Below are 13,481 nucleotides of genomic sequence, written 5' to 3' on the forward strand. Positions count from 1 at the left end.
ATAATCACCTACAAACATATAATATTTTTTTTATATATTGACTGATCTTTTAATATGTTTCTTGTATCTAAAATTAAGCAATTTACTCCATTGAGTAAATTAAAATTAATGCAATCATGATCCGTATGAACAATAATTAAATGGTATTTATTTAATGCATTCGTAGTTAAATTAATAGATTTTTTTACTTTATGATTGTCCACAATTAGCTCCTCAATAAATGGATCATGATAATCGACGTTATACCCTTCTAACATTAAACCATTCATAATATCCAAAGCTGACGATTCTCTGGCATCGTTAACATTTTTTTTATATGCTACGCCAATCATAAGAACATTCTTTCCATCTTCATCTTGTAGTAACTGTAATGCCCTTTTAATAATATAATTTGGCATATTTTCGTTAATCTCTTGTGCTACATCAATCATTCTTGTTGCCAAATCTTTATTATTTGCAATCCACTTAAAATATATAGGATCAATTGGAATACAATGTCCTCCTACACCAGGACCTGGATAGAATTTTTGAAATCCAAACGGCTTAGTCCCAGAGGCATCAATTACTTCCCAAATATTAATGTTTAATTCATTACATATTTGTGTCATTTCATTAATAAAAGCAATATTTATAAAACGGTAAGTGTTTTCTAATAACTTCGCTGTCTCTGCCACTTCTGGACTACTAACCTTATGAATCCCCTTAATTAGGTTACTATAAAAGGCTGCAGCACAATCTGTACAATTAGGCGTAACTCCACCTACAATTTTAATAATATCTTGGATTGAAAATGACTTATTCGCAGGGTCAATCCTCTCTGGAGAGTATGCTACAAAAATATCTGTACCAATTTCAAAATTAGTTTCATGTTCTAATTTATATAAAATCTCTTCTCTTGTTGTACCTGGATAAGTAGTACTTTCTAGGATAATTAATGTACCCTTTCTAATGTATTTGACTAATTCATTAACTGCTGAATGAATATATGTTAAATCTGGTTGTTTACTATCTTTTTCTAAAGGAGTAGGAACACATATAACAACAACATCACATTCATTTATATAATTCATTTCTGTACTAATAAAAAATCTATTTGTATGTAAAGCGTCTTGAATTTCAGTATCCTGAATATCACTGATATAACTTGTTCCACACTCTAATTTTTCTATTTTAGTGAGGTTTTTATCGAATCCTCTTACCGCATAACCTACTTCTAAACATTTAAGAGCCGATGGTAGTCCAACATATCCTAGACCAATATACCCAATACACGCACTTTTATTTACAATTTTTTCAACTAATGTTTTTTTAATTTCATTATTTAATACAGTGACCATTACTTATCACTTCCCTAGAAATTTGATATTAAAATTCTTACCAGTAAAAGATAATTGCGCGTTATGAAAGCCCATAGATGTACGTAAATGATTGAATAATGAAACAAACTAAATTATTAACACTATCATTCCTCCTCATTAGTTGCACATTTAGATTTATAAAAATGATCTAGAATTTCGATGTATTTTATATATCTATAATATTCACATGTTATTTTATGGGATTCAATCGTTTTTTTCCTTATTTTCACTTTCTCAATGTAGAATAAATTTTATTTTTATAAAAATATTAATCTAAAAAAACCTATATTCTTATATCGTTAAAACAACATAACACTTGTTATAGCTGCATTTATTAAGAACCTCCCTCAAAAAAGAAAGAATTTCCTCTCTTTTAATTCGAAAAATATAACTCATCAATTTGTTAATAAGAGTATTAACTTATTATTAACTGTAATAAATTTTACTGTTTTTACTTTTTATTGAAATTAATAGAAAAACATCTATCTGAATAATAAAAACATTTTGAAATATTTTAAATTCACACTATAAAAGATATACCTTTTCTAAATATAAAGTTGCATTAAAAGAATTTACAATTCGATTCCAGCCGTCTCACATACTTCATTTTTTAATGAAGGGTTAAGGTTTACATTATTCAAAATAAAAAATCGTAACATCTCATCAATCAACTGAGAGTTACGATTTTTGATATATGATTACTTTTTAATTTTTTTATAAATATTGCGTTAACCTAATCATATCTATACATTGAATACCGTTTTCATATATTTCCTCTTCATAATTGCGTAAGAAAAAATCCCTATCCACATTTGTTATTCTAAACCCACATTTTTGATAAAGGCCTAATTGCATTAAGCTAGAATTTCCCGTCCCTATTTCTATGGTTTTATATTTCTCTTTTTTAGCATAGTCTATAGCAAACCCAAGCAAATATTTCCCATACCCTTTTCCCTGTTCTTTTTCAGAAACTGCTATATTTATAATTTCAATTGTTTCAGGACGAGTAGGAATTAAAATCATAATACCTACAGTAATAGCATCCTTTTTCAAAACAAAACAGTCCCCTTGTTTAAGGTATCCATTAACTACTTCTGCTGAAGGATCAGCTAGTAATAATAACTCCAGTTCGTCTTTACTAATGCTTGTACTTTTTTCAATACTAATTTCATCCCAATTATTTAACTTCATTTTCAATAATCCCCCTTTTAACTACTATATTAAATGAATTCATTCTCACAAGACAATATCAACAGTCATTATAAAGATATTGCTAGAAAAAATAAGCTAACAGCTACAGGGAAAAAGCTGTATAAAGTACGCTGTTCAACTATAGAGCGAAGCTTTGCAGACGCTAAAGAACTACATGGCTATCGATACGCTCGGTTTCGAGGGCTGAAGTCTGTCCAAATGCAGGCTTACCTCACCGCCGCTTGTCAAAACATGAAAAAAATAGCCCTCCACTTAACCAAAAAGGAGTTGGTGGAGGGCTATTGTTCTAAATTTTATTATTTTATGTTGTTTTCTTTCACTAAAACCAAAAAAGATGCCAGAGTGTTGGGAACCCTAAAGGGTTTCCCAACACTCTGTAAAATACACATACATAATGTATGTGTATTTTCATTTTCTCTATTTCTAAGAGTAGTTTTTAGTCTACATTACATTTTTTCTAGTATTTCTTGTCTCTCACACCATTTCGTTAACTTTTCTAATGCTTTTTTAGACAATCGTTTTGTTTTATGATTACAAAATCTAGATAACGTCGATGGAGAAATACTAACTTCATCAGCTATTTCTCGAATACTTACATGTTTTTCATTATGCACTTTCAATATTTGATCACGGATTTTCTTCTCTCTTTGTTCGACTGGTTCTACAGTCTCTTTAACTTCTTCAACAACTGTCACTACAGGTAATTGTTCTTGTGGTTCCTCTATAACTTTCTTTCCTATTCCCCTATCCATTGACTGTAACATTTCCTCAGGCGGTAAAATAGTTATTCCTAAGTTAGAGTAATAATTTTTAAACCAGTTACGTTTCCCAATTTGTTGTTCATCCAGAGGATCACTATACTGCCAATGAGAGATTACTTTTTCATTTTCTAAATCCATTAGAACATTTTCTAACTGTTCTCTAATACGATTCGGCTTCCAATCTTTTGGAATATCCATTACTGATAGTAAACCCTTGTCCCCTCCTATAGAATATGGCTTTTTCAATGATGAATACATTTGTCTAATTCTCCATTGCCATGTTAAATATCGAATTAACCTTTTATGATATTTATGTCTATAACTATTGTATTCAAGTGCTTTTTTTGACAATAATGCTGTTGTATTATTTGATCCGTATAAATAATTCGTTAAAAAACTACCTGGCTTAATACGACAAGATTCAATCCCCATATATTCGTTTGTAACACTATGTCTCCACAATACAACCGAATCTAAAACAAATAACCTTTTAATAACCTCACGCTTTAATTCTACTCGTTCTCCATCGTCATCACGATCGTTTAGTACTACGACCTCATTATCATCATTTAAATAGATAAAAATACTTGCTAAAGCCGCAATTCTCTTTGCTATTTTAATTTTATCTTCCGCTCGATAATATTCTTTATTTTTGACGACTGTCTTTGGAATATTGCACATCTCTAAAACTTGCTCATATGAAAAATCAATGAATTCATCTGGAGATTTTGCCTCATTTATCCACTGTATTGTAATTGCATCTAAACAGTCTGCCGTTAAATCATCCATATTACTCATTACATCATCAACAAGGGTATTCCATCGAGCTGATTCTTCAGTGTTTGTAAGTCTTAAATCCTCGTCTTTGTGTGAAGAAAGTTGAGCTACACCATTAGAAGACTTCGTTTCAATGGGATACTGTAAGACTTTACTTTTTTCATCTTCTTCAAATTGATTCTTTGCAATTCCATCTCTTAATTTATAGTAAACAGCAGAATTATTTACCTCGTAATAATCCTCATGGTTCACTGTATTTAGCTTATCTGCATTTTGATCATTTTCTAATATTATGGAATTTGAAGGTGCTACATCTTGAAATTCTTTTTCTATAAATCCTTCAATTTCTTTATATATTTCTTCCTTATAAGAATCAATTTTTGCATAAATTTGTACTAATGTAACTCCGGACTCTTGCTTTTTCTCTAACCAAGATACTAATGCAGTAAATGATGGAGAAGCATAGGGTGAGGTTAGTACTTTATTATTATTGTTTTTAACATCTTTAAAGTATGCATTCCATTTATTCCATAATGGCTCATTCGTTTTATAAATTGGCTCAGAGATTAGCAATGCATCTCGGAACATTTGTAATAAGTTATCCACTTTATATTCCTCCCTAAACCATGGATCACAACAAAGTAGTTTTCATCATAAAAATCTTTACTACTATTATATTTAATTTATTGTAACAGATAATTAAAAGGTTTTGCTGTTTCTTCTCCTTAATTCTACAACCTGCAACATGTTTGCTCTTTCTTTTCCCTATTCCTCTTTACTTGCATTCCTTTTGCGCTTTTCTTTCCTTACCTCTACAACTTGCAACATGTTTGCTCTTTCTTTTCCCTATTCCTCTTTACTTGCATTCCTTTTGCACTTTTCTTTCCTTAATTCTACAACTTGCAACACGTTTGCTCTTTCTTTTCCCCTATTCCTCTTTACTTGCATTCCTTTTGCGCTTTTCTTTCCTTACCTCTACAACTTGCAACACGTTTGCTCTTTCTTTTCCCTATTCCTCTTTACTTGCATTCCTTTTGCGCTTTTCTTTCCTTACCTCTACAACTTGCAACACGTTTGCTCTTTCTTTTCCCTATTCCTATTTACTTACATTCCTTTTGCGCTTTTCTTTCCTTACCTCTACAACTTGCAACACGTTTGCTCTTTCTTTTCCCTATTCCTCTTTACTTGCATTCCTTTTGCGCTTTTCTTTCCTTACCTCTACAACTTGCAACACGTTTGCTCTTTCTTTTCCCTATTCCTCTTTACTTACATTCCTTTTGCGCTTTTCTTTCCTTACCTCTACAACTTGCAACACGTTTGCTCTTTCTTTTCCCTATTCCTCTTTACTTACATTCCTTTTGCGCTTTTCTTTCCTTACCTCTACAACTTGCAACACGTTTGCGGTATCCTTACCCTACTTCGTCCAACTTGCAACAGTAGAATCTTTTCTCAACCTAATACATTACACACAAAATCGTTCTAGTTTAAAATTTTTAAGTGTGTTTTTTATATTTACAACAAGTTATACAAATAAAACGCAACATATTTGCGGTATCCTTACCCTAACTTTTTTGGCATTTTCACTCGAATCTCTTATATATCAAGGGATTAGATGTTTTTTACTTATTCATTTACATATAACTCAACTTGCAACACGTTTGCGGTATCCTTACCCTTATTTTTTCATAAGATGCAACACTGTTTGCGGTATCCTTACCCTATCGCAATTCATAAAACTCTAATAAAACCTATCATATCAACGATAATCGGTATAATTTACGGTTAATAGGCGTACTTCTTAACTTGCAACATGTTTGCGGTATCCTTACCCTTATTTTTTGGAATTTCCACTTAAATCCCTTATATATCAAGGGGTTAGGTGTTTCTTTACTTATTCATTTACATATAATTCAACTTGCAACACGTTTGCGGTATCCTTAACACAAAAAAAATTAGTAGAATTCTCCAATCCCTTGATACACTTGCCTTTAGAGGCTGTTGCAAGTTGCTATTTTTCTTCTTAAAGGAGCACCTTTCACCATTTTTCGATTTGCTATAATCATAATTGGTATATTTTATAGTCTTTTAGCATATATTTCTGAATTTGTAGAACGGAGGTGAAAGATGGGGAAATCATTTATTATTCAAAATCAGCGTAGCTTAAATGGTGAAACAACAAATGCAGTTTTAGTAACACTAAAGTCTTGGCAAAAGTTTGTAGAAGCATTTGAAAAGAAGTACTACATATAAAGATACATATTTAGAAGATATTCTGCAGCACATGACATACGAAGAACGTATTGCGGATGTAGAAGGCTTTGTCGAACAAGCTAAACCATCTTTTTCACGTCGTGCAATGTCTGCATTTGCAGAGAAAACAGGAAGAAAACATAAATTATATGGTATTACGAATGCAGATCTTGAAGTGTTCTTATATCTACATAAGAAATGTTATACAAATGGTGTCATTCCAAATGTAACGATACATATGATGTGGGAAGATTACAAGCAATATAAAGAAGAATTTGCTTATATCCAGCACTCACAATTCTATATCGCTCTAAAGAAATTAAGCATACATAACATAATCGCTATCGAAAATGGCGTAGATGGCCGCTATACAATCAAACTTACTCATTTTATGAATGAAGAAACAGAAAAGGCAAATCCATACGTATATATTAGTCCTGTTGTATTTAAAAAGGCTTTCTTTAAGCTATCTGTAGCAGCTAAGAAACTATTCTTAGACATTGCTATGCAACAACATACAGAAACAACGTTAAAGCGTTCTTTGGACAAGCAGGATGAAAGTCAAAATATCCGCACCAGATCCGTGCGGTTATCGAAGAATTAACAACTGCATTACCGTGTACGGGAATCCCCTATTCAAAATTTGCAAAATGCAAAAAGGTGTAAAGCATACAAAGCGATATACAACCTTATATCTATCTATCCATTCGGACTTCTTATGTACGAAAGAATCCGGAGAAGAGCAACACAGGGATCCATTTACACCAAAAGCTACCTATGCTCGTAAAGCGAAATTTATTGAATCAGTCCTACAAGAAATGAATATCGGTGAACTTTCTTCAGACATGAATAAATTCATTCATGTTTTAAAGCATACTTGTCATCGTCAAATTCGTGGTGTGATTCGTGGACTTCGTGACATGGTTGATCGAAAAGAAGGATATCCAACGAAAATTGTATATACATTGAAAAAACTATTGCATCAAACATCTCAATATCAAATTCTTGATACAGCAGCGAAAGAAGGTATCTACCCTCTTATTGCACAACATATACCAAAAGAGAGAAATAGTGACCGTGAACAAGCTGTCTTTAATTTTGGTCTACATTATTCAATGTACTCACTTCGTAACATTAAGAAGATGTTTAAAAATGTGCATGCACTACTGAAACAGAAGTTTGCGGTACCAGTGACGGAAGAGTCTTATCACCGTAATTACCTAAAATACCAGGAAGAAACGTTATTCAGAAAATATGCATATGATCAGGGTGTTAATCTCCATGCATATATCGCTTTAGAAATTGAAATGCGTGAAAAGTTAAAAGTTCGTGGCCATAAAGAACGCACAATTCCAAGTGATGTACGTGAATGGTTTATCGAAGCAATTGATAAACTACCACAAGAAAAACTTCGTGTAATTGAGCTGCCAAAGCAATTTAATTTACTAGAGTTTATGCGTACCTTTGAACACTTAATACGTGCTGGTGCAACAATAACAGCTCCAGATCAGGTGCTAAGCGCAATGGAAATAAAATAATAGTAACAAGCTCTCTATTTTTGAAAAAATCGAAAGTAGAGGGCTATTCGTGTTTGTTTTATTAGTAACCCTTTTCTAATACTCTATTTATAAATACCAAATCAGAAGGACTTCATGTAAAATGGAGTCTTTTTTTATGCGCTTCTATACAAATTCTCTTCTATCTATACATAACTCTCCACATAACACTAGGGAGTATTCTTCTTCTGAAGTAAAACCTATCCTACTATACCTACAAAAAATCGGAAGGAAAATTATAAAAACAGTGGATATGAGGACAAATATGATCAAATGTGAACAATATTTTCCCAATAGCCTTGAAAATACTAGTGCCGTTCAATCCATCTAATAAAAATCATCAATAATAGTGTGGATTATGTGTAAATACTGAATAATGTTAACAAATAGCAGCTTTATCTGGACAAATTGTGGATATTTCTTCGATGAATACTACTCCATTTACCAAAATAATGAAAATAAGCCCTGTTTACATGATTGAATAAATATAATGTAATCTGTATCAATTTCTTTCCGATTTCATGTAGAAACATGTAATTTTCTTTATGCTTTTTTGTAGAATTGAAAGTCTATTAATCCTTGAATCTACGAAAACATTTTCTACAATTTATGATTTTTTATGCTCTTATATCAAATTTTCCCTTGTGGGAGTAAGTCTATTCCCTATTTTTGATAACCTATAAAAGTTTTATCTTTATTTCTTTTTAATATATAAGATATATATTTATAATAGATTTTAATATTACTAGTATGCCTGTTAATAAGATGTCAGACCTAATTGAAAATATTTGTAAATTCAGTTATAATAATGGTAATTAAACATATCATTACCCCACATACTAAAGGACAAACCTATATATCCCTAACAGGACTAGGTTTGTCCTTTTTTCATTATATTAAACAATTAATAATTGGAGGATTCAACATGGTTGCCTTAAAAGAGGTTCTGGTGCAAAAACTTCAGGACAATTGCAATAAATCTACAAATCTTGGACATACTGATACAACTAATCTAAAGAAGGTGCGTGATTGGTATGGAAAAGGAATATGTATTCAAATGGAAACATTATCAGCCTGATATTATTTTGTTAACGGTAAGAGGGTACCTACGGTACAACCTCAGTTTTCGTGATTTAGTGGAAATGATGGAGGAACGGGGCTTATCCATTTCTCATACAACGATTATGCGTTGGGTTCATCAGTACGGTCCTGAATTGGACAAACGAATCCGACGTCACCTTAAACAAACAAATGACTCCTGGAGAGTCGATGAAACATATATCAAAGTAAAAGGTCAATGGATGTACCTGTATCGTGCTATTGATTCAAAAGGAAATACAATCGATTTTTACCTAAGCAAAACAAGAGACCAGAAGGCTGCAAAGCACTTTTTCAATAAGGCCTTGCAGTCTTTTCATGTTTCAAAACCTCCTGTTATAACAGTCGATAAAAATCCAGTTTATCCTATTGCAATTGAACAGTTGAAAAAGAAAAAGCATACCTGGTGGTATGCGACTTAGACAACAAAAGTACTTGAATAACATAGTAGAACAAGATCATCGTTTTATAAAGAAGCGAATTCGTTCTATGCTAGGGTTCAAATGTTTTGACACAGCTACATCCATTCTTTCTGGAGTAGAAGTCATGCATATGATTAAAAAAGAACAGGTTGATTTACGGGACCAGTCTGTCCAAAATCAAAAAGAATTCATCCATCAATTGTTTGGACTTGCGGCATAAGATACGATTCCGTTAGGAATCTATGCGCTTTATTATCTTTTATTCTATTTTTGCACCAAAACCGACGGTATCATTATACAGCTTATTTAGAAGAGTCATGTACATTTCGAAGAAGTTCTTCAATAAGTATTGTTTTTTCATTCACCTTTGTGGCATATGTGAAATCACCATAACAATATGGATACCTAAAATTATTTTTATTTCCACCACAAGTGTACATCGCTGGGTTTTGATTAACTTTCATCTTAGAAAACTTTTTGGCCGAATCTTCCGAGTGTTGTTTAACTTCTTGACTAGCAATAAAATCAATATACCCTGGCCCCATATTATAGCTTTGAATAATTGTATCCATGCTAACATCTTTTTCCGTTCCATATTTGTACATTTTAGCAAAGTGTTTTACCCCTTGTTTAATGCTCAAGCTTGTCTCTTGAATTTCATTTGGCTTTAATCCAAGTGATTCAGATGACTGCATAGGGTCGTTTCCCTCACCTCTACTCTCTTGGTACATAATTCCTAATAAAACTGCTGTTTTCCCTCCTAAATTATATTTTTCTAATTCTTTTTTCAAGGTAGGCTCATATTGCAATACACGTTTTTCGGTAGCGAGCGCTTTATTTTGTTCAATATTAGTTTTATGATTAAAATATAGTATTCCAAGCATTGTTCCTAAACCTAAAATACTAATAAAGAATAATATAATAATTTGTTTTTTACTCGTATTCTTCATATATTCCTCCTCGTATAAGAAATTCCATTTTTCAATGGTGGTTGGTTATTTACAAAAGATGTAATAATCATCTATTTCCCTGCCCCTTTTTAGACTCAAATTCATTTCCTTTAGGTTTAAAGTTTAATATAGAAATTTAAAAATAAAGTAAAGATAAGATAAAGTGCATTTTTTAGAGTACTTTAAAAAGATATTGGTACAAACGGATATGTGGGACAACTTGTTGATATGAATGGATATAGTGATAATGGAGAGGTTATTGTACAAATTATTAATTATGGAGATATCATTCCAGAAGAAGATTTACCACCTTCTAACAATCAGCATCACACATGGCTTAATAGATTATCAAAAAGAAAAAAGCTCTGCACTATGCAGGCTTTCTTTATGATTTCACTGTTAAATTATTCATAAAACTTTCTATAGAATTCGCCTGGAATATACGGAAATAAGGAGATTGAACGTCGTAATGTTTGTCAGTAATGATAAGGATTGAAGGAAAGAATTTAGAAGCTTTCGGTTGCCAATATTCATTATGCCATTCTTGGTTATGGAAGTATAACTCATATCTATTTATCTTATCTTGCATTAGCTTTTTACTGTACACTGACTTTTGAACTTCAATAAAGAATGGCGATCTACGCCATATTGTAAAAGCATCCGGCTCCATATATTCTTTCCTATACTTTGGTTCAACTTCGAATAGTTTAGGATTTTCATAATGAACGAGTTGTTTGTATACGTCCACAATACCAAGGAAATGAGGAATTTTTTGACTCGTTTTTCTGATAGAACTGGGTTGTGGAAAATAAATGTATGGGTGCTGCAATACGTTAGCATCAACATAGCCGTCTCTTCTTAATCGTTTCATAACCGTATTACAACAAGTTACCGCATTCTTTAAGCCTTGAAAATGCAAGTCAATAATATCGTCACGGGACATGCATCTAAATCGATTCAAATCATTCAGGATTCCTTTATCTCTACTCTTCATCATCTAACACCCCAAATAGCGGCATTTCTTCCTGCAAAGAATTATGGAGTATCCTCTCTCCTTTAGACATGCGATACGGTTCAACAATTTGTTTCGCCTTACTTAATTCCAAATAAGGAGCTTGCACTTTCTTTAATCCATTTCGTTTTAAAATCATTTGGCCAGATTGCTCTAAATGCTCTGAACCAGGAGTACCCATGATATTACTATTAATTGCACTATCACATTTAAAGCCGATTCTAACGGTCATATTTAGCTTTAACTTACCATCCAACACTTTCGCATCTGGCCGCTGTATACTAAGCATAAGAAACACCCCAAGTGATCGGCCGACTGCTGAAATCTTTTCAATTGTAGTCATACACTCTTTTTCATCTTTTAGCATGGCCACTTCATCAATAGCAAGTAGAATATATGGTTTTTGATGATCTGGATTTAACTTGTTGTACGCATCAATATGATCAACCTCATATTCTTCCATAAGTTTTCTTCGTTCTCTAATTTCCTTCCACATCTTTTGAAGCATTATTTTCATTTCAATTTCTTCCATACAAACTTCTTTTACATGCTTCACTCTTCGCAAGAAATGAAATTCAGAGTTTTTTAAATCTCCAAGATACAAATGCAACGTATCAGGAGACATATATTGAATGAGTGTGGATAGTACAACACGTACCATACTACTTTTCCCGCTTCCCGTTTCCCCTGCTACTAATAAGTGTGGTGTATTGGAATCAACCATATCGTACGTAATCGTTTTTCCAAATTGATCCCGGCCAACCACAACAGGAAGACGGTACCCTTTTAATAAGGGCTGCCATTCTTTATAACAGTAATTGTATGGTTTTAGTCCAGCATCTGAACGGAATACATGTAGTACAAACTTTTTCACATCCCCTTCAATCGTAATATTCCGTCCTAATATTTGCTGAAAACAAAACCACTTCTTTTCAATCTTCTGTGGATCTAATCCGTTTGGTATGGTAAAAACATACCTCACGCTTTCTGCTGAAGAAGAAACATTATGCACCTTTGGATAAATAGGCACTTTTCCCCCACGCGTTTGATGTTCCGTATATAAACCTGCTTTTCCGAACACCTCCATAAGCTGATTCCTTAACCTTTGCGTACGAACCCACTCCTTTATAATCCACATTACTCCCTTCCCTCCTTAAAACATGATTACGATACGAACAAATACATATCCAATCAAACAAACTCCACCAATTCGCGTTCCGTGATAAATACCTTCACTTACAAATTTAGCTGCTGATATATAGTCATGTCGCACCAAGTATTTTTCTAACATGACTGCTCCGATTAAAATCGTTCCCATAACTCCTAATGCAATGTAAGTATGTAATACCTGATCCGACATATGAAGGAATGCGAAAGGACTTAATGAATTGTATTTACGAATTTTCTTTTCTTTATCTTTGTATGACCGATCCATAAACTTGCGAAAAGGAATTGTTTCTTTCCTAGCACGCATTTAAATGCCCCCTTTATAAACAGAATTTAGAATGTAGATATTACATAGCTTCATCTACTTAATACCGTGGTAGTTTTACCTTGGTAGAAATCTTGATAAATACTGTGGTAATCATTCGCAACTTACTTTGGTAACCTCGTATTCTTCTACCTTAATAAATACCGTGGTAGCTGCTTTGATACATCATATTGTGGACAGCTTGTACATTATGTAAAAAACTTTTGCCGTCTATGCGAATAGTTTTTTACATTTATGTCCACAATGTTGAAAATAGGTTCAGGAGGGATTTAAGTGTTTTGGAAATTCGGAGGGAAAAACCGAACGAAATTAGGTGATTTTTTAGATCGGAATGGCTTCACCCAAAATGATTTAGAAAAGACCGCGAAATTAAGTCGTCCTACAGTTTCAAAGGCGTGCAATGATAAAGAATACATACCTAGTCCAACTGTAATGAAAAAGATTTTAAAAGTTATTAGGCAAATAAAACCAAACGTTAAATCTACCGACTTTTGGGATATGTAAAAACTGGCTAACTAGAGTCAGTTTTATTTTTTTATAAAAACTCCTTCATAAGAGAACGTATATTCGTGTATAATAAGAACAGATGTTCT

The 13,481-nt window shown here is 32.5% G+C and carries 8 protein-coding genes and 3 pseudogenes; 4 read left to right on the forward strand and 7 right to left on the reverse strand.

Features of this window, described 5'->3' with window-relative positions:
- Nucleotides 1-8: 8 nt before the first annotated feature.
- Nucleotides 9-1,337 (reverse strand): nucleotide sugar dehydrogenase, encoded by a 1,329-nt coding sequence (locus NSQ08_RS28285; RefSeq protein ID WP_219375664.1) that lies wholly within the window; start codon nt 1,335-1,337, stop codon nt 9-11.
- 735 nt (nt 1,338-2,072) lie between these two features.
- The gene (locus NSQ08_RS28290) at nt 2,073-2,549 is read right to left on the reverse strand and encodes a GNAT family N-acetyltransferase (RefSeq protein ID WP_219375663.1); all 477 of its coding nucleotides are present in this window, start codon (nt 2,547-2,549) and stop codon (nt 2,073-2,075) included.
- A 72-nt stretch (nt 2,550-2,621) separates the two neighbouring features.
- On the opposite strand from NSQ08_RS28290, the pseudogene NSQ08_RS28295 reads away from it, so the two are divergent.
- Nucleotides 2,622-2,819 (forward strand): annotated as a pseudogene (locus tag NSQ08_RS28295) (transposase); the annotation flags it as partial.
- A 197-nt stretch (nt 2,820-3,016) separates the two neighbouring features.
- On the opposite strand, the gene NSQ08_RS28300 reads toward NSQ08_RS28295, so the two are convergent.
- Nucleotides 3,017-4,714 (reverse strand): helix-turn-helix domain-containing protein, encoded by a 1,698-nt coding sequence (locus NSQ08_RS28300; RefSeq protein ID WP_002204157.1) that lies wholly within the window; start codon nt 4,712-4,714, stop codon nt 3,017-3,019.
- 1,518 nt (nt 4,715-6,232) lie between these two features.
- On the opposite strand from NSQ08_RS28300, the pseudogene NSQ08_RS28305 reads away from it, so the two are divergent.
- A pseudogene (locus tag NSQ08_RS28305) lies at nt 6,233-7,896 on the forward strand (hypothetical protein).
- Between the two features lie 1,052 nt (nt 7,897-8,948).
- A pseudogene (locus NSQ08_RS28310) lies at nt 8,949-9,654 on the forward strand (IS6 family transposase).
- Between the two features lie 82 nt (nt 9,655-9,736).
- Here the strand turns inward: NSQ08_RS28310 and NSQ08_RS28315 are convergent.
- The 4 genes from NSQ08_RS28315 to NSQ08_RS28330 all read right to left on the reverse strand — a co-directional run bounded on the left by NSQ08_RS28315 (nt 9,737) and on the right by NSQ08_RS28330 (nt 12,870).
- Complete coding sequence (locus NSQ08_RS28315; protein ID WP_340780484.1) at nt 9,737-10,384, reverse strand: lysozyme family protein; 648 nt, start codon at nt 10,382-10,384, stop codon at nt 9,737-9,739.
- 385 nt (nt 10,385-10,769) lie between these two features.
- Nucleotides 10,770-11,345: a replication-relaxation family protein gene (locus NSQ08_RS28320; protein WP_040963222.1), complete on the reverse strand. Its 576-nt coding sequence runs from the start codon at nt 11,343-11,345 to the stop codon at nt 10,770-10,772.
- Nucleotides 11,346-11,367: 22 nt separating this feature from the next.
- Nucleotides 11,368-12,534 carry an FtsK/SpoIIIE domain-containing protein gene (locus NSQ08_RS28325; protein WP_340780485.1) on the reverse strand — a complete coding sequence of 389 codons (1,167 nt, stop codon included), beginning with the start codon at nt 12,532-12,534 and terminating at the stop codon, nt 11,368-11,370.
- Nucleotides 12,535-12,549: 15 nt separating this feature from the next.
- The gene (locus tag NSQ08_RS28330; protein WP_002203240.1) at nt 12,550-12,870 is read right to left on the reverse strand and encodes a hypothetical protein; all 321 of its coding nucleotides are present in this window, start codon (nt 12,868-12,870) and stop codon (nt 12,550-12,552) included.
- A gap of 291 nt (nt 12,871-13,161) precedes the next feature.
- On the opposite strand from NSQ08_RS28330, the gene NSQ08_RS28335 reads away from it, so the two are divergent.
- On the forward strand, nt 13,162-13,392 hold the full coding sequence (locus NSQ08_RS28335) for a helix-turn-helix domain-containing protein (protein ID WP_002150963.1): 231 nt from the start codon (nt 13,162-13,164) through the stop codon (nt 13,390-13,392).
- The last annotated feature ends 89 nt before the right edge of the window (nt 13,393-13,481 follow it).

The organism is Bacillus sp. FSL E2-8887, from assembly GCF_038007205.1.
In the GTDB taxonomy this organism is placed as follows: Bacteria; Bacillota; Bacilli; order Bacillales; family Bacillaceae_G; genus Bacillus_A; species Bacillus_A mycoides.